Source organism: Paenibacillus sp. VCA1 (assembly GCF_031583795.1).
In the GTDB taxonomy this organism is placed as follows: Bacteria; Bacillota; Bacilli; order Paenibacillales; family Paenibacillaceae; genus Paenibacillus_AQ; species Paenibacillus_AQ albilobatus.
Genome location: NZ_JAVLSX010000010.1, coordinates 95,305 through 121,792, shown reverse-complemented (window position 1 = coordinate 121,792; position 26,488 = coordinate 95,305). Strand labels below are relative to the sequence as shown.

Sequence of the window (26,488 nt, the reverse complement as noted above, 5' to 3'; positions counted from 1 at the left end):
TCTACTCCTTCGGTTTGAATTTAGCCGCCGCTTTGTTCATCAGCCCGATGACGATAAACGTGATGATCATCATGATGGTAGCGATGGCCGACGCGGCCTGCCAATCGTTCAGCGTGATCGCATTCTGATACAGAAACGTCGCGACGACGCGTTTTTTACCGCCCAGCAGGGCAGGCGTGGTATAAGCGGTCAGGCTGCCGACAAACACGAGAATGCTGCCGACGATCAGCCCCGGAATGCTGAGCGGGACGACGATTTTGCGGAAGGCCGTCAGCTTGGAAGCCCCGAGGCTTTGGGCTGCCCGCACCAAATCGTGGTCGATCGATTCCATGACGCCGACGAGCGTAATGAGAATAAGCGGCAGGAACAGGTGGACAAGCCCGATGATCATCGCGACCGGTGTGTACAGAATGCTAAGCGGTTCATGGATGATGCCGAGGGCCGTCAGCAGATTGTTTACCAGGCCGTTTTTGCCGAGGATGATCATCCAGCTGAAGGAGCGGACGACCGAACTTGTCAATAACGGAAAAATCGCCAGCGCCAGCATGATGCCTTTTTTGCGCGGCGGAAGCTTGGACAAATAGTAAGCGACCGGAAAACCGATCAAGACGCACAGCAAGGTGGTCATGACGCTAACAAGCAAAGTCGTGCCCAAAATATCAAGGAAATAAGCGTCTTTAAAAAATTGCGTGTAAATCCCGGCGGTAAAGCCGCCGTCTTGGAACAAGGTCGAGCCGACCGTCAGGACGAGCGGAACGATCATGAACAACGTCAAAAACACCAAGCCGGGTGCCAATAGCACGTACAAGTATCGCTTTTTCATGAATGCAATCTCCTGTTTTATAAAATCAGCCGCGGAGGACGTCGATAAAGCGGCTTATGAATTCATCCGAATCGGCCTCCAGGCAAACGTCCACATTGGGCTCCCGCTGCAGACGGTTTTGAAAATCGCATACCGTCTGGCCGTCGCACAGCTCGCTTTTCGTCTCCACGTCGACATAATGCCGGGCGGAACGAACCAGTTCGGGCCAGATGGCGGCCCCGACGGCCAGCGGGTCATGCATGGCGCATGCCTGGACGCCGTTTCGCTCACAATAGCGTTTCATGTAATCCGCTGTGCTGGCGCGGACATAATCGGCTATTGCGGAAGTTCCCATGGCGTCGATATGTTCGCGGGTCAGCAGGGCTGTCCGGGTCACGTCCAGACCGACCATGAGCAGGCGCGGAAACCCTGCCTGGAAGACGAGTTTGGCCGCCTCCGGATCGACATGCATGTTGTATTCCGCCACGGGCGTGATATTGCCGTACGTTTGAACCGCGCCGCCCATCACGACGATTTCCTTCAGTTCATGGACAAGCGGCGGATATTTGGCCAATGCCAGCGCGACGTTGGTCAGCGGCGCGGTAGCGATCAGCGTCACCTCACCCGGAAAACGCCGGACCTGCTCGATGATAAAATCGGGACCGAAAAGGCTCCGGTCGACGCGATCGGCAGGGCGCATTTCGGCCAAAGCGCCGCCCAGCCCGTCCTGCCCGTGAACCCGGTGTTCGAACAGACTGCCGCGCATGAGCGGACGGGGTGCCCCCGGGTATACGGAGATGGAGGGCGCGGCGTCGATCAGCTCCAAAATTTTGCATGTATTGTTTGTCGCCGTCTCCAGCGACACGTTGCCGTTCACCGTTGTAATGCCCAGCACGTCAAGCTCGCCGCTCCGGATCGCAAGCATGATGCCAAGCGCGTCGTCGATGCCGGTATCGACGTCCAATATCGTTTTTTTCACATGGATTCCCCTTTCTGGACCGGTAAACTTATGCTCCCTTATATCTTCAAAAAGGCAGGGGCAAGCAGCCCCTGCCGGTATATGCTGCCCGTATTCGAACCGCGTGCGCTTAGCGGGTAACCTCGCGGTTAAAACGGTCGGTCCAAGCTTTGAGATGGCTGTTGACGAACGCCATATCAAGCTTTTGCAGCTTCTCGACGACATCCGCCCCGTAGGTTACGCCTACGGCTTCTTCCGTCGACAGTTTGACGTTTTTGTTGGCAGGGGAGTCGACTTTGGCTTTTGCCGCTTTTTCCTGTACCTCTTGGCTGAGCTGCCAGTCGATGAATTCTTCCGCCAGTTCCTTGTTTTTGCTTCCTTTGACGACGTTCAGCGTATTGATGATGGCATAAGCGCCTTCTTTCGGCGTCACGAATTCGATGCCCGGCACGGCTTTTTGCAGGTCGCCCACATACATCTGCATGATCGGGCCGGCGGCTGCCTCGCCTTGCGTGAACATGTTGACGAATTCGGAAGTTTTGCTGTAGTACTTCACGACGCCCGGATTCAGTGCGGTCAACCGTTCGAACGCTTGATCTTCGTTAAATTCCGCGGCGCCCGCCACCTTCGATGCGGCGTCGACCATCATCGGACCGCTGGTGGACGTAATGCTCGGCATCGTCAGTTTTCCTTTCAGCTCGGGCTTCCACAGGTCGCTCCAGGACTCGATTTTCGTTCCGGCGGCTTTGGGATCGTAAGCGATTCCCAGCTGGCCGATCGTGTAGGCAGGGCCGTAGTCTTCGCCGTTTGGCGCTTTGGCGATGTCATACACATTGTCCAGGTTTTTTAAGCGGCTGCGGTCGATTTTTTCGAAGGCGCCTGCCTCGATGCCTTGCTGCGCATAATAATCCGAGAGGTAAATCACGTCGACGTCGGAGCTTCCCTGAAGGATTTTGCTCAGGCGGTCGGCGTTATTGCCTGTTTCCAGCACGATTTTCACGTTGTGCGCTTTTTCGAACGGCTCATAAACTTCCTTATTATAGAAGTCTTCCGCGAAACCCCAAGTCGAAATGACGAGTTTTTGCTGCTTGGCGCCGGACGAATCTCCTTCAGTCCCGTTTTTGCCGTTGCTTCCGCATCCGGCCAGCACGAGCGCGGACAGGCTGCAAGCGAGAAAACCTTTGATCCATGTTTTTTTCACAATGATTCACTCCCATGTGTTTTTAAAAAAGCGTTATGATAAAAAAGAAAAGCGCCCTAGGTAGAAAAAATCTCTAACTAGAGCGCTTTTTCATTGTAAACAAAGAAAGAGCGGCATCCGTTTCGTTTTCCAGGCAACGGGCAGTCCTTAAGATAAATCAAAAGGAAAGCGCCGCGGTTATGAATCGGTCTGTAAAAGTATGTTCGTGACTGCCCACTGCGTGGCGGGATCGTAATCCCGAAGTAAAACTTCGATACGCAATCCCAGCTCGTCTTCCAAGCGGGTTTTCAGCTTTTTCTTGTAAATCATCGACATGTAAAAGTCGACTTCGTATTTCAAAGCCGGAACCTCGCCCTCAAGCACAGTGGAACGGGGGGAGCGACGATGCCGGGCATATAACGTGATCGCCTCGGGTTGAACGCTTGTCTTCAATAAAGAAGTTCCGAAGCCAAACAATTCCTTTGAGACTTCATTATATACCTGGCTCAGCTTCTGTTTGAATTCATTGGAATCGGAATGAACCATTGGTCACCTTCAAACTTTGAATTATTTTTGGTGATAAGGAGTTCACGAGATTTATAATACAAAAAAAACGAGGATTTATCAAGTTATTGTTCGGATTTTATGTATTATGTCACTTGTTTTCGGCAAATAGAACCCGTTAAATGTTCCAATTACGAACTTTCCATGCGATGGAAGCTATTTATGCCGATATGAATGCCATCGGATAGATAGCGAGAATCTCAGGTTTATTTTGGCGAGCGGCTTCCTAAAACATGGGACATGCGCATCTATCAAAGGAATATCGAACCTGGACAACGAGCGAATAGAGCGGCATTCAAAAAAACACCTGGTTAAAATCTCCCTCAAACCTTGAAATAACGGGGAATTCCTGCAATTTTCAGACCCACCGCCCAAACCCGCGAAAATATTGCGAACCCGATCAAAAAATGTTGCTTGCCTTCGTTTGAAAAGGCCAATTATGATGAATCCAGCGGAAGGCGGGCCCGCTTTCATCCGCGAGACTTTGGGAAAGGGAAAGGGGAAGGTCATGAAAGCCGTCCGACAACCAGGCAACCGTATGTCGTTCCGATGGCGCGACAATATGCAGCTGTACTTGATAATGCTTCCCGTTCTGATCCATATTTTTATATTCAGCTACATTCCGATGTACGGAGTGATCATCGCTTTTCAAAATTATTACCCGGGAAAACCTTTTTTCTCGCTGCATGAAACCGATTGGGTGGGCCTTCAGCATTTCATCGATTTTTTTAACGGCCCGTATTTCGGCAGACTGATGCGGAACACGTTTTTGCTCAGCTTTTATTTTCTCGTGTTCGGTTTCTGGGTGCCGATTCTGTTCGCCCTGCTGCTGAACGAATTGAAGAGCGGCGTATTCAAAAAATACGTGCAGACGGCCAGTTATTTGCCCCACTTCATTTCGAACGTCGTCGTGGCGGGCATGGTGCTGTCCTTCATCAATACGGACGGGATCGTCAATGCCATCGTCAAGCTGTTTGGCGGGACGCCGGTGGCGCTGAATACGGAACCGGGATATTTTCCTGCCATTTATACGATCACAAGCATTTGGAAGTCGTTCGGATGGAGCAGCATTTTGTATTTGGCGGCCATGTCCTCCGTCGATCCTCATTTATACGAAGCGGCCAAAATGGACGGCGCAAACCGTTTCAAGCAAATGCTCCATATTACGCTGCCGTCCATCCGGCCGACGATATTTATTTTGCTTATCTTCGCGATCGGCAATCTGCTTTCGGCAAACAGCGAGTTCATCCTGCTTATCTACAACCCGATGGTATACGAGACGGCGGATGTCATCGGCACATATCTGTACCGCGACGGCCTGCTGGGCGGAAATTTCAGCTCGGGTACCGCAGTCGGTCTGTTTATTTCGCTCATTAACTTCACGCTGCTGTACATCGCCAATTCGCTCAGCCGCAAATATTCCGATTACGCCTTATGGTAAGGGGGAGTACGATGGCCGCCTCGGTCAGAAGAAATCCGAACAAGATCAAGCAGGGCTCTGTTGCCGTCGACATGATTTTGTATGCGCTTGCGCTCGTCATTTGCATCATTACGCTGTATCCTTTTTATCTCGTCATCATCATGTCCATCAGTTCGCCGACGGAAGTGGCGGCCATGAACGTGTTTTGGTATCCGAAAGGATTTTTTCTCGATTCCTATAAACTGATCGTCAGCGATACGAAAATGTGGTGGGCATACTCCAATACGCTCATCTACGTTGCCGCAGGGACGTTGTTGAACTGCCTTACGGCTGTATTAGGCGCATATCCGCTAACGGTGCGCACGCTGAAAGGGCGGAAATGGCTGGTCGCCTTTCTGCTCATCCCGATGTATTTCGGAGGCGGGTTGATTCCTTCCTATCTGCTTGTCAACAAACTTGGAATGTACAATACGATGTTTGCGGTGATCATCCCCGGCATGGTCAGCATTTGGAACATCATTCTCGTCAGAACCTTTTTTACGACCATTCCGGATGGACTCAAGGAATCGGCTTTTATCGACGGCGCTTCCCATTTGCAGCTGCTATTTCGCGTAATTCTGCCCATTTCCAAACCGATTTTGGCGGTGATCGCCATTTATTCGGTCGTCGGCATTTGGAACAGCTGGTTTGACGCGCTTGTGTATTTGCCGAACGAAAAGCTGCATCCGCTGCAAATGTATTTGTACCGCGTCGTCGTTCAGCAATCGGTGGATTTGAAAATGTTATCCTTGGAGGATACGAAACATGCGGTGGCCAACATGCTCTCCAACATCCAGCTGAAATACGCCATCATCGTGTTCACCACGCTGCCCGTCATTTTCACTTATCCGTTCTTCCAGAAGTATTTCATTAAAGGAGCGCTTCTTGGCTCGTTGAAAGAGTAGGCTGAGACCATTCAAAGGGGGAAAACGCATTGAAAAAGTGGAAAAAACCATTCGTATCCGCTCTGATGGCGGTTGTTTTAATCACATCTGTAACCGCTTGCAATAGTGGCGGCAGTAACGGCAGCGGTGCAGACGGCAAAAAGGAGGAAGCCGGCGGCAACGCCGAAACCGGGCAGAAGACCGGCAAGCTTCGACTGCTCGGGCCAGCCGGATCGAACAAATATATCAAATTCGAGGACAGGGAGAAGTATCCGGTATGGAAAGAAGTCGACAAGATGCTCGCCGATGCCGGTTTGCAATTGGATTACGAGCTGGTTCCGGCAGAGCAATACAAAGTGACCATCCAAACCCGGATGGCTTCCGGCTCTTCTCTTCCCGACATCGTGAATATCTCGGCTCTGGATAACACGACGGTGCTGAATTTGGCAAAGCAGGGCGTATTGCTTGATCTGAATCCGCTCATCGAGAAGTACAGCAACGGCAACATCAAAAAAATGTACAACGAGGAAATGCCGTTCGCCAAAAAATCGACGACATCGCCTGACGGCAAAATGTACTGGTTTAGCAATCTTCACAAAAAAACATACCAGGGAAATACGCCGGCTCCCGTTTCTTTGACCATGCTGCTCCGCAAAGACTGGCTGGATAAGCTGAATCTCCCGGTTCCTGCAACAGCCGCGGAATATTTGCAAACCTTAAAAGCATTCCGGGATAAGGATGCCAACGGAGACGGCAAGCCGGACGAAGTTCTCGTTTACGATCCAAGCGCGTTTAACGGCGCTATCGCTCAATGGTTCGGGCTTGGCACGGATATTACGGCGGTGGATGTCGAAAACAAAAAAGTGGTATCCCCATGGTATCAAGACGGCATTAAGGATTACTTCCGCTACCTGCAGCAGTTAGTAAAAGAAGGCGTTCTTGACACAAGTCTGATCGGGGCGACAGGGGAGCAAAAACAGCAAAAGATGACGGAAAACCAGGTCGCTTCCTTAACCGACTACAATTTGGAAACGTATCAGGAGCCGACGATCAATGGCGGCGGCGAATTCCTGCCGCTCATGCCGCTTCAAGCGGTTGACAACATCACTCCAGCGGCACAATTGGAACCGCCGTTCCTCGTATGGCAGAAATATGCGATTACGAAAGACTGCAAGGATGTGGAAGCCGCGATCAAGTTTTTCGACACGATCTACTCGGACAAATACGCAGATCTTCTGTATTGGGGAATTGAAGGTCAAACGTACAAAAAGGACGGCAACGGGGCAAAAGTATATATCAACAATGTATCGGAAGAAGAGCTGGCCAAAATGGGCCAGGCCACAGGCCGCCAGCTGTTTGGGGACACCGTTTTCCCCCGCGTCCAATTCGCCAACCTCGAGTTTGAGCTGATCGACAAACCTCAGTACAAAACGGAAAACGAGTTAAACATACTGAACTATAAGCCGTATTTCGTCAACATGAACGACATGTATTTGGCCATTCCGGACGATCAGCAGCTCGAAAAGAAAACGAAAATTTTGACCAACTTGACAACGTACTCGCAGGAGCTTGCGACCAAGCTTGCTCTTGGTCAAAAATCGCTCGACAATTGGGATCAATATATTTCCGAGCTGAAGAAGCTCGGGCTGGATGATTTGATCGAAATCAACCAGCAGCTGCTTGACAGATACAACAGCATCCAGTAACGTTTTCGGCAACATCCAACGGGGAAAATGGCGGTTTTTCGCAAAAAACGCGAAAAGCTCGGCCGTTTTCCTGCTTTTGCTTTTTGCGTTCGCGTCATACCAACCGGAGGAGGGGTTGTTTTGCGCTATAAAGGTTTCGGAAGCGGAACGTTCCGCAACATCTTTTTGTCGTATACCGCGATCCTGATCATTCCCATCATCGTGTTCAGCGTGCTCAACGTGCAGCGGAACATGATGGAGGAAAAGCAACAGCAGCACCAAAAACATGCGGCCGACGCCAAACGGATTGCGGATCTGGTCGACAGTAAGCTGAACGAGCTGAAAAACATGGGCAAGATGCTGGGCAACGAAGCCTGGGTCAAAAAGCTGATGCAAAATACGAACGTATACGATCAGGAATTCGACATGTTCAAGATGCTGGAGATTCGCAAAAGCTTGGATAACGGCTTCAATTCGCTTGGCATCCTCTCCTTCGGCATGGTCGTTTTCCCGGAGAAACGGCAGGTCTTGACGCAATGGGGCGTCTATCCGGAAGAAGACTTTTTTAAGGGCGTCGCCGTTTTCGACGGAGATACCAAGCAAAAACTTCAGCATGTTTTGTCTCAGCAGCAGTATTTCAAGATCATGCCGCCTGCGGACATGAAATTATGGGGCAACGGCAAGCGGGTCATTCCCGTACTGCAAAGCCTCGAGGTCGTCAACCATCCCCGCGCCGTTTTGGTCCTTTTTATTGATAGCGCTTACTTCTCGGACTATATGCATCGTTTCGGAGGGATCGAATCGAAGGCCATCGCCATTTCGTCGCAAGGCTCCCTGATTTACCGTCAGACGCGGAATGACTCCGCCGGCCATCCGGAACGTTCGCGCAGTTATGAGCTGGTTTTGCCTTCCAAGGCAAGCGATTTGCGGTATGCGATCACTTACGCGGATACCGGCGTGATTGGCATCAACAATCTATTCGGTTCGTTGCTTGCCATTGCCATTTCCGCCGGTCTTGGGGCTTTGGCGGCCTTTTTGCTGGCCAAGGTCAGTTACCGTCCGCTCGGCGCCCTGCTGAACAAGCTTTCCGCGGCGGTCCGGTTTGAAGAGGGCAAAAACGGCGGTTCAATTTCCGGATCGGAATACAGCTATATCGAAAAATCGTTTGACCGGCTGCTGCTCGAAAACAAAAATCTTCAGCAAACGATGCAGGACTACGAAAGCGCCGCGAGGTCGAACCTGTTTCTTCGCCTGCTGAAAGGGTATTTTGCGGACGATCAGCAGATGAACGGACTGAAAAAATTCGGCATCGGGTATACCGACGACATGCATTATTGCACGCTGCTGGTCAGCTTTTACGCCATCCGCGATGTTTCCGACATGGAAAAAATCCGTAAAATCGAAATGATCACGATCATGATCGTTGAACAGGCGATGAAGCGTCATCGTGTGGATTACGAGCTGTTTGAGGTGACCAATGCGGATAAAGCGCTGATTCTATCCTCCGTAAATCCGTTCGGGGACGATCGTCTGCCGGAACGGATCGCGTCCGAAATCTCGGGGGAGATCGAGCAGGCTTGCGGTTTTCGGCCGGATGTCTTCTGCGGAACGGTGGAGAAGGGGGTGGTCGGCATCAGCAAATCGTATTATGCGGCCAATGAAAGATTGCAGTATACGATTTTTTCGCGGGAGCACCTTCCGGTGCAGCAGGAGGAGGCGGTTCAAGCGGGTGTCGATTACTATTACCCGACGGATTGGGAAGTCCAGCTGGTCAATAACCTGAAGATCGGAAACCTGGATACCACGATGCAAATTTTGCATGAAATCGCTGCGGAAAACAAAAAACGGGAGCTGCCCGAATCAAGCGAGGTCAAACTGGTCTCGTTATTGATGGAAACGCTGCTGAGGGTCCTTCATGAGCTGAATCTGGATACGTGCATTTACGCCAAACAATTCGCAAGCAGGGCGGGAGCGGGAGAAATGGAGGAGATGTGGAGCTGCGTGTTGGAGGTCGGCACGTTGATCTGCGAGCGGAAGCGGTATGCCAATACGTCCCCGTCGCTTGCCGTCGGCAGCGAGCTTCTGCAATTCGTAAACCAAAACTACACGAGCGCCGATCTTTCGCTGAAGATGCTGGCGGAAATGTGCGGCATGTCGGTTTCGAACGTCTCCAAAATATTCAAGGAGGTGTCCGGCATCAACTTTTACGATTATGTGTGCCGGCTTCGGATGGAAACGGCCAAGGAGCTGCTGCGGGAGAAAAAATTCGGCATGGACGTCATCGCCCGCCGGGTAGGCTACGAAAACGTCTATTCGTTCAAACGCGCCTTCGCGCGGTATGAAGGGATCAAGCCGGACGAATATGTGGATTCGGCGATGTGAAAGGGCGATAGGGAAGGAAGGCTGGAGCTTGCAAAAAAACAACGCAAAGCCGCTCCCTTTTGGGGAGAACCTTGCGTTGTTTTTATTTTACCCCTTAACCGCTCACCTCGTCCATCTGCCGACAACGATATTGGGCCGGCGTCATGCCGGTCGCTTTTTTGAAGGCGGTAAAAAAATGGCTTTTCGTCTGAAATCCGGCTTGCTGCGCGATTTCGGCAACGCTCATGTCGGTCTCCGTGAGCAATTCCTTTACCTTTTCGATCCGCATATTCAAAATATAATTGGATAGCGACATCCCGTAATGGTCGAGAAACAATTGACGAGAATATTTGGCGGACAACTCGATATGATCGGCGATGCTTTCGACGGATAGTCTTGGATCGTGAATGTGGTATCGAATATATTCGATCATTTCCTCCACGACTTTTCCTTTGCGGTTCAAGCTTTTCTGGTCGCCGAGCAGGGAAATGATGCGGGAAATTTCGGTTTTCATCCATCGATGGATGTCTTCGAGCGTCGCGAATTTTTTGAGATGATTTTCAATCCCGTTGACGTTATGTACGGTCGTGAGTTTGCTAAAGGATTTGACGAAGGAAAAAAACATTAATTTCAATTGGAATTGACATTCGGAATATTTCATCGTCTGCAGCCGGGCAAACCACTGCTCCAGCAGTTGGAAGGATGGTTCCTCCTTGCCGGAGCGAATCGACTGAATGAGGAGGTCCAGCAAGGTGTCGTCCGGCTGATAAGGCAAATCCGCGTAGCGCTCATATTCTTGTTCGGTGTAGATTTTGTCGTCGCCGCTTAAGAATTTAAGCAATGTCAATTCGCATAAGTCGTCGTATACGGCGCGCAAGTCATCGCGGACATGCCTGACGGAACTGCATGCAATGGTAATTTTGAGTTGAATAAACCTGCTTACCATGCGGCTCAGTTGACCCAAATCATCTATCAGATCGGCTGCTTGATCGGCCATGCCGACAAGGAGAAGCAGATGATCGTCGCCGAAATCGACAACCTCGATCGCGCGGTCCTTAGCGCTTAACACTTCTTCCGCAATGTTGCCGATGGCGTATTTCAAAAGCCTCTGGGAGGCAAAATCGTAACGCTCCGTCGTTTCGTAAAAAGCATCGATTTTGACGACGGCCATCCGGATCCATTCGAATTCGAGGATGTCGGATTCGCGGGAAAGGGCCTCCCATGCACTGTTGCCCAGCCTGCCCTGCAGAATCCATCGCCGCAAATATTCGGTCTTGATGAGCGGGGAATGATCCCGCAATAAAACGACGCTTTGCCGGATCGCATCCATATCGCTTTTGGCCTGAACGCCGTGCTTGCCATGGATTTGAGCGGCTAGAGTCCGGAAAGGTTTGAAAAAAACATGCGAATTCCAAAGCACGGCGAGCAGCAGCACGATCAGGAGGAGGATCGAGCCAAGCACGATCGTCTCTTGAAAGCGGGTTACTTGCTGGCGGAATTGTTCCATCCCGGACAAGGAGTACAGCGTCCAATCTTGGGAATCCAAATCGGCATAGTTCACGTATAACGTCTGTCCGTCCGCTTTCAGCTCGTACGAGCCCTTTTTGGACCCCGTTCGCGCATCTCTAACTCTTTCCATTACGCTTTCATCCGTCTGCCCCAGAATGGCCTGCCCGGAACGGTCGATGAGCGTCACCCGATAATCCGTATCGCTTTCCTCCGAACCTTCCCCTGACAGGAGATAGTTCTGCAATACTTGAGCGTTCAACAGTACGACCAAATATCCGTAATGCTCCTTCTTGACGTATGATGGCGGGATCACCAATGATATATACGATTTTCCTCCCGATTCGTAATGAAAGTAGCGAAGCAGGAAAGGTTCCTGCCGTTTAACCCGCTCCAAAATGACCTGATCCGAAAACTCGCTGAACGGAAGAAGGCCGACTTTGAAATCCATCACTTTTTCCCGGCGCATGTTAAAAAGGTAAGCGCCTTCAAAAAAAGATTCCTTTGATAAATACTTCGACAAAGTTTGAAGGGCCGCGGCATCGAGCAATGGATCGTCGCCCTTGGAATAAATCCAGTTTTGGATGGTCTGATCTTCGTACATGTTCAAGCCGTACCATTTCAGTTTCGCCAGGATGAATTCCGTCCGGTCCAATGTTTCTTCGATTCTGTCCCGGTTGATATATCCGATCTGCGAGGAGGCATAATCCGAAAATCGCTGGACGAGGAATAACGAGAACGGGATGATAATGACGGTAATCAATATGCAGCTCCATAAAAAAATGCGCACATACGTCGATTTGAACATCGGTCTCATGTCGCGGTTGTCGCCTCCCTTCCACTTCGCCAAGAAAAGTTGCATTCGGTTTGAGTTTTATCATAGCTTAGTCCTTGGTTTCTGCCTAGTTCTCGTTTGCCTGTTTTAAGTTCTCGTTTGACCAATCGGCGGGAGCATGTAAGGGAGGGAATCCCATAAAAGCCGCGGCACCAGCGAAGAACACGCGGTTCTTCGGCTGGCGCCGGCGGCTTGGTTGGCGAAATATATTTTCTCTTTTATTTGTGCATGGTTGGAAAATCAGCAACTACTTTTTGGCCGTCAGGAAAGCGTCGATTTGTTTCTGCAATTCCTGTTGGATGCGTTTTAAGGAAGGGCCGGCTTCGGCTTCGAATTTCTTCATTGTTTCCTCCGGATCAAGAACGCCATTGACGAGTGCAGGATAATATTTGGCCTCGACCGTATTGTATTGGCTAAGATCGTTCTGAACCGCGGAAGAATCGAATTCGAATCCGGTCAAAATATCCTTTGTAAAGCTGTCGGCATCGCGGAGCACGGCGTCGAAGTCCGCATACGTCTTGTCTCCATCCGCATCCGAGCGCTCGTCGACGGGATTCCATACCCACACATAACCAAACTGCGAATATCCCTTCGTATCAAGTATTTTGTATTCGTTATCGCCAACCGGCTCCCAATGTTTGCCTGGAATTCCGTAGGACAGCAGGTCATAGTTCTCCTTCTCATTGGCCCAGTTCAGGAACATAACCGCACGTTCCTTATTTTTGCTGACTTTTGGCACCGCAAGGAAATTCCACTGCTTGAAGTTCGAAATATTGGCCCCTTTCGCCGGATTGAAGAACGTAACGGTTTCCAGATCGCCGTTTGGAACATTGCTCTTGAACTGTTGATCAAAGGAAAGCCCCGTGCCAAACGAACCTTTCGTAACGATGGCCGCTTTCCCGCTCATAAAAGGCTGGATGAAGTCTTTTGCGGCCAGGATGTCCTTATATACAAGTCCGTCCTTGTATAACTGTCTGGCATCCTTCATCCATGACAAAACCGGCTCTTGATCCTCGAACAGGTTGTAAACTTTGCCATCGTTATTTTTGTAGTATAAGGTCAGGCTGCTTCCCAGCGCATGCGTGAAGCGCACATGGGTATCGTAATCGTTCAGGCTTCGCAGACCCACGATGGAATACGTCTGTTGTCCCGTCGTTCCCGCTGCCATAATCGGTGCAATGCCAGGCTCCTTTTCCTTTACCTTGTAAGCAAAATCGATTAAATCCTTGTAGCTTTTGATCGGCGGTATGCCCAGCTTCTCGCGAAGGTCTTTGCGCACGATATAGGCGTTGCCTTCCATATAAGAGAGCCCGAGCGGCACCGCCATAATTTTACCGTTGTACTTGTTTGCATCCCACATTTGCTGCGGACGTTTATCCAGTACATTTTTTCCATATTGTTTGAGCAGATCATCGAGCGGTTCGTAGAAACCGTCGGCAATCATTTGATTAATGTGCAGCCACGGCGCATCAAAGATCAGATCGATGTTTTCACCGGAAGCCAGCGTTACCTGCGTCTTCTGTGCCAAGTCGGCCCACGGCACGAATACGAGATCCAACTTGACGTTGATCGTGTCTTTCATCCGTTTTTCGGCCTCTGCGATGACAAGATCCATATCAGGCGGGCGGTCGCCCGGAATCATGATTTTAAGCGTAACCGGTTCCAATTTTGTGCTTGCAGGTTCAGTTCCTTTTGTGTTGTCCGTGCCGGATGTTTCATTTGTCCCTTCCGAGCAGCCCATGATCAGAGAAAAGGACAACAGCAGCACGAATGAAAGCGAAAGCCAACGTTTCAACCGCATTTTTCGGGTCCCCCTACATGATTATTCTGGCCTAACCTTTAACCGATCCCAGCGTCATGCCTTTAATGAAATACTTCTGCACGAACGGGTAGACGAATACGATCGGACCAATCGTAATACATACAATGGCAAGCTGCATGCCGTATGTCGGAACGATAATGTTATATTCCGTCCGGCTGCCGCCGACGTAAGACATCGCGTTCAAATTGGACATCAGCTGCCTGATCATCATTTGCAACGGGTGCAACTTGTAGTTATCGATAAATAGAAGCGACAGGTACCAGTCATTCCAGTATTGCAGCGCATAAAACAATGCGACCGTAGCGATCACGGGCAGCGAGATCGGCCAGATCACGCGGAAGAAAATACGAATATCATTCGCTCCGTCCACGGTAGCCGCTTCATTCAGCTCATAGGGCAAGGAACGGAAATAAGATACGAGAATGAAGGCATAAAAAGGGTTCAGCAAGTACGGAAGGACAAGCGCCCACAACGAATCTTTCAGGCTTAACCAATTGGCGATGAGTATGTAGAAACCAACGATTCCTGCGCCAAACAACATCGTGAAAAAGGTTAAAAAGGAAAGGATATGCCGATATTTCACCTTCGGGTGGCTGAGAACATACGCATAGGACGCCGTAATAATAACGCCAAGCACCGTTCCCGTCAACGTAACGAACAAGGTAACGCCATAACTTCGGAATACCTGATCTCCCGACAAGAGCATCTTGTAGGCATTCAAGCTAAAAGAAGTCGGAAACAGCTGATATCCGGAGGTTTGAATGAACGTTTCATTGGCAAAGGAGTTCACCAATACGATCCAAAACGGGATGAAACAAATCAGGGCAAACCCGCTTAACAGCACATACACAAAACCTAGAAACAATCGTTCTCGCATTTCTATCACACCTTAAAACAATCTAGAGTCCGGGTCGATCTTACGCGCCAGCCAATTGAAGAACGTAACGGCGATGAGCCCCATAAACGACTGGTAAAGAACAATGGCGGAGGACATGCTGAAGTTGCCCATCTGCCGCAGTGCGCGGTATGCATACGTATCGATCACATCCGTAGTGGGGAACAAGACGCCAACATCGCCGATCAGGGCATAGATCATGCCGAAGTCTCCATAAAATATCCGTCCGATCCCGAGAAGCAGCATGATGATGATAATGGGACGCAATAGTGGAAGCGTAATGTAAAGGATTTGCTGAAAGCGGCTTGCCCCTTCCAGTTTGGCGCTTTCATAATACTCGGAAGAAATGCCCGTGATCGAAGCAAGGAAGATGATCGAATTGTAGCCGGCTATTTTCCACACGTAAACGAACGTCAAAATATAGGGCCATACGCCTGGCGTCAGATACCAATCCACCCCTTTCAATCCGAGAGCGTTCAATGCCTGATTCACCATCCCTTCGGATGAGCTGAACATCGTCTGCACCATCATGCTAACGACCAGCCAAGAGATGAAGTATGGCAAAAATACGAATGACTGTGCCGTTTTTTTGAACCATTTGACCGTGACTTCATTAAGCAGCACCGCGAGCACGACGGCCGTCCCCAAACCGAACACCAGAAACAGCCCGTTCAAAAATACGGTGTTCCATGTGACGCGCAGCCAGTCATTGGTCGAAAAGAAAAACTCGAAGTTTCTCCATCCCACCCATCGACTTCCAAATAGACCGTCTGAAAGCCGGTAATTCTGAAAGGCAAGCAAATGTCCCAGCATCGGCGTATACGCAAAGACAAGCAGGAACAGCATGCCGGGAAGCGCAAGCAGATACAGATAACGGTTTTTGACGACTTCATGGATAAATCCGCGATGTCCTCTTGAATTGTTTTTCAATCATTCACCTCCCTGCGATCCATTGGATGAACATGCCTGTTGACATCATTTATCGTAGCAGCGGTTCAAAGGCTTTGAATAGTTCTCATTGGTACGAAGGAGTTCTTAAATGGCTGATGGGGAGGTATTCATTTTCCACGCCAGGTTCTATATCCAATATCGGAAGGGCGCTTTGGTTATTACAAAGATGAACGAATTATAAATCAAGCAAACGGAAGCTATCGGTTGTAAATGAATGATTACGCAGGAATAGCGGTCGGAAACCAGCGAAACCTATAAAAAAGGCCATGAATTCTATTGTAACCAACCTTTACAGTTCGCCGGCTCAGGCGTATATTCAATTCATTATGTAATATCTTTGGTTCATGGATGAATCACGCTGAATTTTCAATCACGAAAAGCGGGGGAACCATATCGGCATCGGCATGCAATCCTTTATGAAGGGATGAAGCCGGATGCTTGGGGTGAATCGGATGGAAAGACTTCCAAATCCGTAGGGCAACTCTCACGGCCCGAATCCGACAGCTAACCTCGTAAGCGTCGCTATGAGAGAGGAGTGAAACTGTGAGTTGACAACAAACACAGGGTACCTGCTCTGTGTTTTTCTGTGCGTAAAATCGAATGAACGTCTATTGATTCGCTGAATTTCCGTTCCGGCGGAAAACGGGGGAACCGGCCGTGATGATCAGCCATTCGTCACATGGGGTGAATCTCGAAATCGCATTCGAGTAGGGCTACTCTTGGGTCCGAATCCGACAGCTAACCTCGTAAGCGTTAGAAGAGAGGCTGCTTTTATACATGCGCAGCAAGGTTTATTTGCCTTGCTTGAAGAAGCATGGAAAGAGGGTTCCTCTTTTCCATGCTTTTTTGTTTTGCCGATTTTTAACGAGATTTCGTTTGGAATAGAGAAGGATATCGTCAGACAACGGATCGCGGAGAGGAGAAGAAAGTTGCCTAACATACAAGTGAACGGAACATCGCTTTATTACGAGACGCATGGCAGCGGCGTGCCGATCGTTTTTATCCACGGACATCTTTCATCCCATCATATGTTCGAACCGCAGGTGGAATATTTCAGCAAAAGAGCGAAAGTGATCGTGCTTGATTTGAGGGGCTACGGCAATTCGGGCAAATTAAATGTTGAAGTCGAGGACATCGTCGCCACCCAATGCAGGGATTTGAAGGAGCTGCTGGATAAGCTGAATCTTCCGAAAGTGACGCTTGTCGGGTGCTCGAGCGGGAGCCTGCTTGTGCAAAAGTTTGCGGAAGCCTACCCGGACAGCGTCAACGCGCTGGTGCTTGTCGACAGTTATTTTTACGGCCCTTGCGGACCCTTCGGCACAAAAAACGGCATCTGGAAGCTGCTGGAGGCCTGCAGTTGGATTTCCTACTATCTACCAGCCGAATTTTTTCTCCGGTCGCTGCGCGTAACGTATCACCGGTGGATTCCGGCCTACAGCATATTGAGGAACGAGCTGTTTCATAAACGGCCGACCGAGTCGGTTAAACAGCGGATGGCTTTGCTTCGGACCGATTTCAACTCCGGGTTGTCCCGGCTGCGGATGCCGGTTTTATGCGTGGCCGGCAGGCAAAGCGAATGGTTCGTCAACCAGATGAACAAAGCGGTGGAATGGTTCGCGTGCGCCCAGAAAGCGGTCATTGAAGACGCGATTTATCCGAGCCATTTGTGCCAGCCGCTGGAGTTTAACCGCATTTTGCTTAATTTTTTGATCGATCAGCAGCTTTTCCGGTTGGAACAGCAGCATTCGGGCTGAAATCCGCCTTGGGCGGCAACAATGAAAAGGTACGCATGATCGGCGGTAAGCATCGGGTAAGGGTGATGATATGAATAAAGAATATATGCAGCTGAAATCGCTGCTGAAGCTGCTGGACCGGGAGGAGCGGTGGTTTACGTTCGCCGAGGTGGAAAGCGTGCTGGGCGTATCCGGCAAATCCGTCCGGAAAATCGTCGAGGAAGCCGTTTCCCTGCTGCCTCCGTCCATGCGGATCGAGGTGTCCAGAGGAAAAGGCATCATGTTCCGCCGGGACCGGCACGGCACGAGCATCCAGGAAGTTTTGGAACCGCTGCTTCGGGAAACGCCTTATTTTCGCTTGATGCAGCTGTTGTTCGAGCATGACGGCAAAACCTCCGCGGAGGAGGTCGCGGAAGCGCTTTTTATGAGCTTTTCTTCGTTCAAAAAGTGGATCGTCCATCTGAACCGGGAGGAGCTGCGCCCGTTCCAGCTTCGGATGACGTATTCCGCGCCGGCGCTGAAAGGGAACGAAATCCACGTGCGCTATTTTTTATGGAAACTGTTTATCGAGGCTTATCCTTACACCGGATGGCCTTTTTCAAATGCCGATTTCGAACGGCTCGACGGCTGGGTGTCGGAATTCGAGCGGGAAAACGGCATGATTTATTTTTTGAATTCCAGGCGCAGCCTGTCGTTTCTGATCGCAATCGTGCTCGAAAGGGTCAAGCAGGGGCATCGGGTCGAGCTTCGAATCGGCGGTTATGCGTGGGAGCGGCATCCGTTTTTTGATCCGGTCTTGAAGCTGTCGGAAAAACTTGAGGAGACGTATGGCATCGCCATGCCCCGCGAAGAGGTTTATTTTTTGCAATCCATGTTCAGTTTAAGCCAATATCATGACAAAGACGGCTCTGCTCATCTGAACGAAGAATCTGGTGGAACCGGAAGCGGAGACGATGAAGAGAGCCGCATGTCCGGCCTGCTTATTCCGATTTTGGCTGAAACTTTCCCGGCGCTGAACATCGGACCCCGTTTTTTGGCCGAAATCCGGGAATTCATGGAGAAGCTGCGCATCGACAACGCCATTCCCGAGCTGATGGCCGTCTCGCACAGCCACCTGACCGCGTATATCCGGGAGAACGAGCAGCCCATTTTCGCGGCGGTAACGGCATGCATGCGCGAGTGGCAGCTGTTTTTTCCCGAGCTTGCGTTCAATGACTACCATTTGACCAAGCTGACGTTTATGATCAGTTCAAGCCTCCGGTATAAAAGCAAAAAGGCATTTCTCATTATCGGCGAGGAATTTTCGGTCCGGCATTACGTCGCAAACTTGATCAAACGGGAAATCGGCGACGACCTGACGATCGAAACCTCGATTTTGCACGGGCTGACCGATGACATTATCAGGCAGCAGCAAATCGATTTCGTGATCAGCACGATGCCCGTCTCGTTGACGAGCGTGCCGGTGGTGCTCATTTCCACGATACCGACGAAAAGGGACCTGGAAAATATCCGCCAGGAGTTGATGGCGTAAAACGGCTGGTCCTTTTTCTTCCGTTTCCAACGGCAGCAATTGGACTAGTTTCGGCGCCTGAATCCCTTTATGATGACTACTGTAAGCGATAACAGAAATCGCTCGCCAGTTTAATCAAGGGGGAAATGCAGCATGAGTATTCATCTGGGAGCCAAAGCCGGAGACGTCGCGGAACGGGTTCTGCTGCCGGGCGATCCGCTCCGCGCCAAATTCGTGGCGGAACATTTTCTGGAGGACGTTCGGTGTTACAACGAGGTTAGGGGAATGTACGGCTTTACCGGGTTGTATAAAGGAGTGCCGGTTTCGGTGCAGGGGACGGGCATGGGAAATCCGTCGATAAGCATTTACGTCACGGAGCTGATTCAAGATTACGGGGCGAAAAAACTGATCCGGATCGGCACATGCGGCGCGATGCAGAAGGAGCTGCAAATCCGGGACATCGTGCTTGCGCAGGCAGTTTCTTCGGACAGCAACATGACCGAGAAAATTTTCCTCGGCTGCAATTATGCGCCGTCCGCCGATTTCGGCCTGCTGCTGAAGGCGTATCAGGAGTCCGTTCGCCGCAGCGCAAACGTGCATGTAGGGAACGTGTACAATTCCGACGAGTTTTACAGGGAGACGCTGGCAAGGCTTCATAAGTTTATGGAGTTCGGTGTTCTGGCGGTGGAGATGGAAAGCACGGCGCTGTATACGCTGGCCGCAAAATACGGAGTTCGGGCATTGTCCATCCTGACGGTGGGAAGCCAGCTGCTGACGAACGAGCGTTCCGCGCATAAAGACAGCGAGCAGTCGTTTAATCAAATGGCGGAAATCGCGCTCGAGACCATCATCGCGGATGAGTAAGGTTTTGAATCCGAAAATATTGTGAATCATTTCACGTAAAATGGGGGAGACATCATGAAATATGTGATCGCTCTGATTGGACTTGTCGTCGTCCTTGCGCTTGCCTGGCTCGTCAGCTCGGATAAAAAGAACATCAAATTCCGGCCGATCTTCATCATGATTGCGCTGCAGATCGTGCTGGGGCTTATTTTGCTGAAGACAAGCATCGGGGAGTTTCTGGTCAGAGGTTTTGCCGACGGCTTTGCGAAAATTTTGAACTTCGCCAATGAGGGCACCGATTTTGTCTTTGGCGGGATCGTCAACGAAGGCATCCATTCGTTTTTCTTCCACGTGCTGATGCCGATCGTGTTTATGTCGGTGCTTATCGGGATTTTGCAGCATTATAAAATACTGCCGTTCATCATTAAATATATCGGCCTTGCGCTCAGCAAGATCAATGGAATGGGCAAGCTGGAATCGTATAACGCGGTCGCTTCGGCCATTCTCGGACAAAACGAAGTGTTCATTTCCTTTAAAAAGCAAATCGGCCTGCTGCCGCGGCAGCGGCTGTATACGCTGTGCGCGTCCGCCATGTCGACCGTGTCGATGTCGATCGTCGGCTCGTACATGACGATGCTCAAGCCGGAATACGTCGTGGCTGCGCTCGTCTTGAACCTGTTCGGCGGATTCATCATTTCCTCGATTGTAAACCCTTACAAAGTGGAGCCTGAAGAGGATATTCTCGAAGTGCAGGAAGAAAGGAAACAAACGTTTTTCGAGATGCTTGGCGAATACATTATGGACGGCTTTAAGGTGGTCGTCATCGTCGGCGTGATGCTGGTCGGCTTCGTCGCCCTGATCTCCATGATCAACGGCATTTTCAGCGGCGTGTTCGGCATTTCGTTCCAAAACATTCTCGGCTACGCGCTCGCTCCGTTTGCGTTTCTTATGGGCGTGCCGTGGCATGAAGCAATTAAGGCCGGAAGCATTATGGCGACGAAAATCGTGGCCAACGAGTTTGTGGCGATGCTCGATTTCGTGAAAATCCAAGGGGATTTCAGCGAACGCACCAAAGCGATCGTGTCCGTCTTCCTGATTTCCTTTGCGAACTTCGGCTCGATCGGCACGATCGTCGGCGCCGTAAAAGGCCTGAACGAAAAGCAGGGCAATGTGGTGGCCGGCTTCGGCCTCAAGCTGTTGTATGGGGCGGCGTTGGTGAGCTTTTTGTCGGCGACGATTATTAGTATCGTGTTTTAAGGTTGTAAATATAGTGAGTGCGGCCGCAGCATATGCTTCCGAAGTAGCTTTTTTGCAAAAAGCTTTTAGCTTCGCAAGAATCGATTCCGTCCCCTCCGCTACTTTCGCATCTTATTCAAATACTAATTATGAAGGTGAGCCTTAGAAGATAATTATGGAGACGGTCCATGCTTCGAAGTTATTCCGTTCCCCTGGCCACCTCACTTCACTTCTTTGGAACTAAATATATATAAAGCCATTCATTTCAAAACCCTGGCAGCAACGCATCCCGTCGCCGCCGGGGTTTTGTGTGTATAGGGATGGGGAAGTCGCCCAGCAGCAAAAAAACCAGATCTGCCGGCAAAAGCAGTCTGGTTTTATATGTAATATCCGACATATTTCGTACGCCTATTTTTGGACCCACGATAAAAATATAATACTACAGCCGAAAGAATAAGTCTATATTTTTTTTCGTTTTTCCCTATACTTAAATTCATTCTTAAGATGAGGAGAGGCGATACCGATGTTATACGAAAGCGAAGCGGCGGAACGGGAACATTTGCAGGGCATTGTCAAAAAGCTGCGAACCGCGCTGCAGGCCATGGAGGACAAAGTGTCGGATTCGTACCGGGACATCATCGAAGCCAAAAAATATCTCTGGGTGAATATGGCCCAGCTGGACCCGGCGGAACGCGCGGCAAACCGCGTGGACATCTCGTTATCGATCGATGCGGGGGAAAAAGCCGCCGCCAAGCGGCAGCGGATCGGCAAGCTGGTCAGCTCGCCTTATTTCGGCCGGGTGGACTTCCAGGCTTGGGATCGGCCGGTAGCCGACGCCTGTTACATCGGCGTGCACGCGTTCAGCGAAGAGGAAAGCCAGCGCAACCTGATTTACGACTGGCGTTCGCCGATTGCGAGCCTGTTTTATGATTTTCAAGTCGGCGAAGCCCACTATGAAGCCCCGATGGGCAAAGTGAAAGGCGAAATGACGGCGAAAAGGCAGTATAAAATCAAAGACGGCGTCATGGACTACATGATCGAAAGCTCGATGAACATTAACGACGACGTGCTGCAAAAAGAGCTCAGCGGCAGCTCGGACGAAAAAATGAAAAACATCGTGGCAACGATCCAGCAGGAGCAGAACCGGATCATCCGCAACGAAACGGCAGGCGAGATGATTATTCAAGGGGTGGCGGGCTCCGGCAAAACGTCGGTCGCCTTGCACCGTGTCGCCTATCTTTTGTACCGGTTTAAAGATACGCTGACGTCCAGCAATGTGCTGATCATTTCGCCCAATAAGGCGTTTTCCGATTATATTTCGAACGTGCTGCCCGAACTCGGGGAAGAAATGATTCTCGAAGCGAGCATGGAGGAATTCGCTGCACAGGAGCTTGGGAACCTCTGCCGATTTCAGACGTTTTATGAACAGTCGGCGGCTTTGCTTGCGGAGGGGGACGAGGCATTTGCCGAGCGGATCCGGTTCAAAGCGCGTTTAGAGTTGATCGGGGAGCTGGAAACGTATGCAAAACATGCGGAGACGCATTTTTTCGAGGCGGAGGATATTGTTTTGGAGCGAACGGTTATCCCCAAAGAAGCTGCATTGGACAGCTACCAAGCCGCGGCGGGAATGCCTCTGCAGCAGCGTCTGGCCAAAGCGGGGGCAATCATCGGCGGGCAAAGCCGAACCGAGGACGGGGAACGGCTGGCACCGGCTGCGGTCAGACGAATCAAAGCGGCCGTCAAAAAAATGTTCAAAATCCCTAACCTGCTAAACCTGTACAAGGAATTTTACAATCATATCGGCAGACCGGAGATGTACAAGCCGCTGGGGAAAAAATGGATCGAGTTTGCGGATGTTTTTCCGCTCATTTATTTGAAGCTGCTGGTGGAGGGGGCGGAACCGGTGCAGCTCGTAAAGCATCTCTTGGTGGATGAAATGCAGGATTACACCCCTGTGCAGTACGCCGTGCTGGCCCAACGTTTTCCGTGCAAAAAGACGATTCTCGGCGACGCCACCCAATCGGTGAACCCGTATTCGTCGACATCGCTTGCCGACATCAAAGCGGTGTTTCCCCGGGCCGAAACGATGGAACTGTTAAAAAGCTACCGCTCCACGCTGGAAATCACGAATTTTGCGCTGCGGATCAAGCCGAATCGCCGGCTGATTCCCATCGAGCGGCATGGGGAACGGCCGGAGGTGTTAAGGTATGAAAACATGGAGGAAGAAATCGGCGGGATCCGCGAATTATGCCGGCAATTTTTGAACTCGAAGCTTCATTCCCTCGGGATCGTGTGCAAAGCCAAAGCGCAGGCGGAACAGATCGCTCAGGCGATCGCAGACCTGCAAACGGACGTGCATTTGCTGGACTTCAGCAGCGCCGCTTTTCATGAAGGCATCACGGTGACTTTTGCCCATATGGCCAAGGGACTCGAGTTCGACCAGGTCATCGTCCCGTTCGCGGATCGTGAAAACTACCGATCGGAAATGGACCGGAGTCTGCTGTACGTGGCCTGCACGAGGGCGATGCACCGGCTGCGCCTGACGTACACGCGGGAGATCACTCCTTTTTTGGAGCAAGCAGGCGAATAACGGCATAAAACAGAAAGATGCCGCATGTCCCCGGAATCTCCGGCGGGCATGCGGTTTTTTACATCCACGGAAAGGCATCATTACGGAGCCGATAAAGTAAAGGGTTCAGCGTTCGAATAATGACGGCAGGTTCGGAATGAAAAGCATGGAAGACCGTCTTGAATGAAAGCGCTTCACGCCCTATAATGGATTGGAATCCAAATATAACCAAATAATGTCTGGGGGGAGTCCTGCATGAAGCTTTTGGCCGCAGTGACCGTTCCGAGCGTGAAACGGCGCAAAAAACGCTGGCCGCGCGCGGTCGGAATCGTCGCTCTCGCGATCGTGCTTTTGATTGCCTGCGCAGGGGGATACGCCTATTGGCTCGTAAACAAAAGTCTGCCCGTCATCAAAGGAAAACTCCAAATTTCCGGATTGGAAAAGCCGGTGACCGTATGGAGGGACGAATCGGGCGTGCCGCATATCGAGGCGGACAACGAACAAGATCTTTACGTCGCCCAAGGGTTTGTGACCGCGCAGGATCGCATGTTTCAGATGGACTTGAGCCGAAGGCAGGCTTCCGGACAGTTAAGCGAAGTCATCGGGGAGAAAGCGCTGGACCGGGATAAATTTTTCCGGACCTTCGGGCTGCGGCGTGCGGCGGAGGTTTCGCTCGATGCCTATTCGGAAGAATCGAAAAAAGTGCTGGAATGGTACGCGGATGGCGTGAACCAATACATAAAACAAGCGAAACAATCCCATTCGCTGCCGGTCGAATTTACGATTTTGGGGTATGAACCCGCGGAATGGCAGCCCGTCGATTCCTTGACGATCGGAAAATATATGGCCTATGATCTTGCAGGCAGTTGGGAAGGGCAGGCGTTCCGGTACGCGATGGCGCAGCAGCTCTCTCCCGCAAAATTCGAGTCGTTGATGCCGACGTACCCTAAAGACGGGGCGACCATTATCCAGGCATTAAAGGATCATCCGGTGGATTTGACGGCACTCGCTGCGGCGGCGGTTACACCCGATCCGTTTAACGGCAGCAACAATTGGGTCGTCTCCGGCGACAAGTCGGCATCCGGCAAACCGATGCTGGCCAATGACCCGCATTTGGGCCTGGCAACGCCTGCGATTTGGTATGAAACTCACCTCAAAGCGCCGGATCTTAATGTGAGCGGGGTCATTTTTGCGGGCGTGCCGGGGATCATTCTCGGACATAACGAGCATATCGCATGGGGTGTGACCAATTTGGGTCCGGATGTGCAGGACCTGTACATCGAAAAGCGAAACCCTGACAACCCGCAGCAATTCGAATACCAAGGAAAATGGGAAGACGCCAAAATATATAAGGAAGAAATTAAAGTCAAAGGCGAAGCGGCGGTGCCTTATGAGGTCGTCGTCACCCGGCACGGCCCGGTCATTTCCGAGTTCGCCAAAGATCAGCAGCAGGACACGGCGCTGGCGATGCGATGGACCGCGCTGGAGGCGACGACGGAGCTCGAAGCCATTCAGATGTTCGCCAAAGCGGCGACTTGGGACGAATTCAAAAAAGCGTTGGAGCACTTCGACGCGCCTGCGCAAAATTTCGTGTTTGCGTCTGAAGACGGGACGATCGCGTACCGGGCCAACGGGCGGATTCCGATCCGCAAAAACGGAGACGGTTCCGTTCCGGTGCCGGGGTGGACGGACGAATACGAATGGGAAGGGTATATTCCATGGGATGAACTTCCGACAACGGTAAATCCCGCGGAAGGGTTTATTGCGACGGCAAACAATAAAGTCATCGGCAACGGTTATCCTTACCATATTACCGATACGTGGGCCCAACCTTACCGGGAAAAGCGCATCCAGCAGGTGCTGGCCGCCAAAGATAAGCTGACCGTGGAGGATTTGCAGAAGCTGCAGTTCGACCGCCACAATCTTCAAGCGGAAGAGTTTCTGGACGGACTGGCCGGGGTTGTAAAAAACGCCGCCGATTTGCGTCCGATGGACAAGGAAGCGTTGGCGCTGCTGGAGTCTTGGAACAAAGTGAACGACCCCGATCAAGCCGCGCCCCTCATTTACGAGCTGTGGATCCAGAAATTCGACGACGTGGTATTTAAGCCCGAGATCGGCGACGACCTGATAAAGCTTTTTAACAACAAATCCACCGTCAAGGATGAGATGCTGCGAAAAACGCTGCATGGCGAACAGGAACCGTGGATCGACGAAAAAGGAGGCATCGGCAAGACGGCGCTGCAGGCGTTCCAGCTGGCAGTGGATCAGGCGGCCTCCCTTCAGGGCAAAAATCCGGCGAAGTGGCGGTGGGGAAAATTCCATCAAGTCGATTTTGCCCATCCCCTTGGAGCGGTAAAGCCGCTGAATCTCATTTTTAACGCAAAACCCGTTGCCATGGGCGGGGGACGCGTTACCGTCGGGGCGGCCGGCTGGAATTCCGCAACCGGGGAAGTGGATCATGGCGCTGCCTGGCGGACGGTCATCGACCTTTCCGACCCGATGCAGTCGGTTAACGTGGTCGGACCGGGACAATCGGGGCATCTGCTAAGCAAGTGGTACCATAATCAGGTAGGCGATTGGACCACCGGGAATTATCATGTCACAAGCATCGATCCGGCGGTTTACCGTCAAACCGGAAACGAGCTGAAACTCATTCCGGAGTGAACTATATAGGTCATTGTAAGCAGCCCGGAAG

Annotated in this window: 18 protein-coding genes and 2 riboswitches; of the genes, 10 read left to right on the top strand and 8 right to left on the bottom strand. The window is 51.1% G+C overall.

Annotated elements, in window-relative coordinates; genetic code table 11:
- Nucleotide 1: 1 nt before the first annotated feature.
- From RJP21_RS22195 to RJP21_RS22180, 4 genes are all read right to left on the bottom strand, one after another.
- Nucleotides 2–823 carry an ABC transporter permease gene (locus tag RJP21_RS22195; RefSeq protein WP_310861243.1) on the bottom strand — a complete coding sequence of 274 codons (822 nt, stop codon included), beginning with the start codon at nucleotides 821–823 and terminating at the stop codon, nucleotides 2–4.
- 25 nt (nucleotides 824–848) lie between these two features.
- Nucleotides 849–1,781 carry a nucleoside hydrolase gene (locus tag RJP21_RS22190; RefSeq protein WP_310861242.1) on the bottom strand — a complete coding sequence of 311 codons (933 nt, stop codon included), beginning with the start codon at nucleotides 1,779–1,781 and terminating at the stop codon, nucleotides 849–851.
- A 109-nt stretch (nucleotides 1,782–1,890) separates the two neighbouring features.
- Entirely contained in the window at nucleotides 1,891–2,961 is a 1,071-nt protein-coding gene (locus RJP21_RS22185) for an ABC transporter substrate-binding protein (protein WP_310861241.1), read from the bottom strand.
- 177 nt (nucleotides 2,962–3,138) lie between these two features.
- Nucleotides 3,139–3,486, bottom strand: coding sequence for a DUF2294 domain-containing protein (locus tag RJP21_RS22180; protein WP_160040551.1), 348 nt, complete (start codon nucleotides 3,484–3,486; stop codon nucleotides 3,139–3,141).
- Nucleotides 3,487–4,012: 526 nt separating this feature from the next.
- Between RJP21_RS22180 and RJP21_RS22175 the strand changes: the two genes are divergently transcribed.
- The 4 genes from RJP21_RS22175 to RJP21_RS22160 all read left to right on the top strand — a co-directional run bounded on the left by RJP21_RS22175 (nucleotide 4,013) and on the right by RJP21_RS22160 (nucleotide 9,914).
- On the top strand, nucleotides 4,013–4,945 hold the full coding sequence (locus RJP21_RS22175) for an ABC transporter permease (RefSeq protein ID WP_310861240.1): 933 nt from the start codon (nucleotides 4,013–4,015) through the stop codon (nucleotides 4,943–4,945).
- An 11-nt stretch (nucleotides 4,946–4,956) separates the two neighbouring features.
- Nucleotides 4,957–5,868, top strand: a complete 912-nt coding sequence (locus tag RJP21_RS22170) for a carbohydrate ABC transporter permease (RefSeq protein ID WP_310861239.1) — start codon at nucleotides 4,957–4,959, stop codon at nucleotides 5,866–5,868.
- 29 nt (nucleotides 5,869–5,897) lie between these two features.
- Nucleotides 5,898–7,553, top strand: a complete 1,656-nt coding sequence (locus tag RJP21_RS22165) for an extracellular solute-binding protein (protein WP_310861238.1) — start codon at nucleotides 5,898–5,900, stop codon at nucleotides 7,551–7,553.
- A gap of 120 nt (nucleotides 7,554–7,673) precedes the next feature.
- The gene (locus RJP21_RS22160) at nucleotides 7,674–9,914 is read left to right on the top strand and encodes a helix-turn-helix transcriptional regulator (RefSeq protein ID WP_310861237.1); all 2,241 of its coding nucleotides are present in this window, start codon (nucleotides 7,674–7,676) and stop codon (nucleotides 9,912–9,914) included.
- Nucleotides 9,915–10,008: 94 nt separating this feature from the next.
- On the opposite strand, the gene RJP21_RS22155 is transcribed toward RJP21_RS22160, so the two are convergent.
- The 4 genes from RJP21_RS22155 to RJP21_RS22140 all read right to left on the bottom strand — a co-directional run bounded on the left by RJP21_RS22155 (nucleotide 10,009) and on the right by RJP21_RS22140 (nucleotide 15,797).
- Nucleotides 10,009–12,216 (bottom strand): AraC family transcriptional regulator, encoded by a 2,208-nt coding sequence (locus tag RJP21_RS22155; protein WP_310861236.1) that lies wholly within the window; start codon nucleotides 12,214–12,216, stop codon nucleotides 10,009–10,011.
- 265 nt (nucleotides 12,217–12,481) lie between these two features.
- Entirely contained in the window at nucleotides 12,482–14,035 is a 1,554-nt protein-coding gene (locus RJP21_RS22150) for an extracellular solute-binding protein (protein ID WP_310861235.1), read from the bottom strand.
- A 31-nt stretch (nucleotides 14,036–14,066) separates the two neighbouring features.
- The gene (locus tag RJP21_RS22145; RefSeq protein ID WP_160040533.1) at nucleotides 14,067–14,933 is read right to left on the bottom strand and encodes a carbohydrate ABC transporter permease; all 867 of its coding nucleotides are present in this window, start codon (nucleotides 14,931–14,933) and stop codon (nucleotides 14,067–14,069) included.
- Between the two features lie 12 nt (nucleotides 14,934–14,945).
- Nucleotides 14,946–15,797 carry an ABC transporter permease subunit gene (locus RJP21_RS22140; RefSeq protein WP_310861353.1) on the bottom strand — a complete coding sequence of 284 codons (852 nt, stop codon included), beginning with the start codon at nucleotides 15,795–15,797 and terminating at the stop codon, nucleotides 14,946–14,948.
- Between the two features lie 451 nt (nucleotides 15,798–16,248).
- Nucleotides 16,249–16,436: riboswitch (cyclic di-AMP (ydaO/yuaA leader) on the top strand.
- A 73-nt stretch (nucleotides 16,437–16,509) separates the two neighbouring features.
- Nucleotides 16,510–16,671: riboswitch (cyclic di-AMP (ydaO/yuaA leader) on the top strand.
- Between the two features lie 160 nt (nucleotides 16,672–16,831).
- Between RJP21_RS22140 and RJP21_RS22135 the strand changes: the two genes are divergently transcribed.
- The 6 genes from RJP21_RS22135 (at nucleotide 16,832) to RJP21_RS22110 (ending at nucleotide 26,457) form a co-directional block, all read left to right on the top strand.
- Complete coding sequence (locus RJP21_RS22135; protein WP_310861234.1) at nucleotides 16,832–17,656, top strand: alpha/beta fold hydrolase; 825 nt, start codon at nucleotides 16,832–16,834, stop codon at nucleotides 17,654–17,656.
- A gap of 70 nt (nucleotides 17,657–17,726) precedes the next feature.
- A complete protein-coding gene (locus RJP21_RS22130; protein ID WP_310861233.1) occupies nucleotides 17,727–19,166 on the top strand; it encodes an AcpB/EbpR/MafR family transcriptional regulator in 1,440 nt (479 codons plus the stop codon).
- Between the two features lie 132 nt (nucleotides 19,167–19,298).
- Entirely contained in the window at nucleotides 19,299–20,009 is a 711-nt protein-coding gene (gene deoD / locus RJP21_RS22125; protein ID WP_310861232.1) for a purine-nucleoside phosphorylase, read from the top strand.
- Nucleotides 20,010–20,063: 54 nt separating this feature from the next.
- Nucleotides 20,064–21,245 carry a NupC/NupG family nucleoside CNT transporter gene (locus tag RJP21_RS22120; protein ID WP_310861231.1) on the top strand — a complete coding sequence of 394 codons (1,182 nt, stop codon included), beginning with the start codon at nucleotides 20,064–20,066 and terminating at the stop codon, nucleotides 21,243–21,245.
- A 502-nt stretch (nucleotides 21,246–21,747) separates the two neighbouring features.
- Nucleotides 21,748–23,814: a HelD family protein gene (locus tag RJP21_RS22115; RefSeq protein ID WP_310861230.1), complete on the top strand. Its 2,067-nt coding sequence runs from the start codon at nucleotides 21,748–21,750 to the stop codon at nucleotides 23,812–23,814.
- 234 nt (nucleotides 23,815–24,048) lie between these two features.
- Nucleotides 24,049–26,457, top strand: coding sequence for a penicillin acylase family protein (locus RJP21_RS22110; protein WP_310861229.1), 2,409 nt, complete (start codon nucleotides 24,049–24,051; stop codon nucleotides 26,455–26,457).
- Nucleotides 26,458–26,488: the final 31 nt, after the last annotated feature.

Excerpts from the sequence above, each read along its gene's own strand:
- RJP21_RS22145 (WP_160040533.1), bottom strand. The coding sequence starts at position 14,933 with ATGCGAGAACGATTGTTTCTAGGTTTTGTGTATGTGCTGTTAAGCGGG.
- RJP21_RS22120 (WP_310861231.1), top strand. The coding sequence starts at position 20,064 with ATGAAATATGTGATCGCTCTGATTGGACTTGTCGTCGTCCTTGCGCTT.
- RJP21_RS22195 (WP_310861243.1), bottom strand. The coding sequence starts at position 823 with ATGAAAAAGCGATACTTGTACGTGCTATTGGCACCCGGCTTGGTGTTT.
- RJP21_RS22155 (WP_310861236.1), bottom strand. The coding sequence starts at position 12,216 with ATGAGACCGATGTTCAAATCGACGTATGTGCGCATTTTTTTATGGAGC.
- RJP21_RS22150 (WP_310861235.1), bottom strand. The coding sequence starts at position 14,035 with ATGCGGTTGAAACGTTGGCTTTCGCTTTCATTCGTGCTGCTGTTGTCC.
- RJP21_RS22110 (WP_310861229.1), top strand. The coding sequence starts at position 24,049 with ATGAAGCTTTTGGCCGCAGTGACCGTTCCGAGCGTGAAACGGCGCAAA.
- RJP21_RS22140 (WP_310861353.1), bottom strand. The coding sequence starts at position 15,797 with ATGCTGTTCCTGCTTGTCTTTGCGTATACGCCGATGCTGGGACATTTG.
- RJP21_RS22180 (WP_160040551.1), bottom strand. The coding sequence starts at position 3,486 with ATGGTTCATTCCGATTCCAATGAATTCAAACAGAAGCTGAGCCAGGTA.
- RJP21_RS22130 (WP_310861233.1), top strand. The coding sequence starts at position 17,727 with ATGAATAAAGAATATATGCAGCTGAAATCGCTGCTGAAGCTGCTGGAC.
- deoD (WP_310861232.1), top strand. The coding sequence starts at position 19,299 with ATGAGTATTCATCTGGGAGCCAAAGCCGGAGACGTCGCGGAACGGGTT.
- RJP21_RS22115 (WP_310861230.1), top strand. The coding sequence starts at position 21,748 with ATGTTATACGAAAGCGAAGCGGCGGAACGGGAACATTTGCAGGGCATT.
- RJP21_RS22170 (WP_310861239.1), top strand. The coding sequence starts at position 4,957 with ATGGCCGCCTCGGTCAGAAGAAATCCGAACAAGATCAAGCAGGGCTCT.
- RJP21_RS22175 (WP_310861240.1), top strand. The coding sequence starts at position 4,013 with ATGAAAGCCGTCCGACAACCAGGCAACCGTATGTCGTTCCGATGGCGC.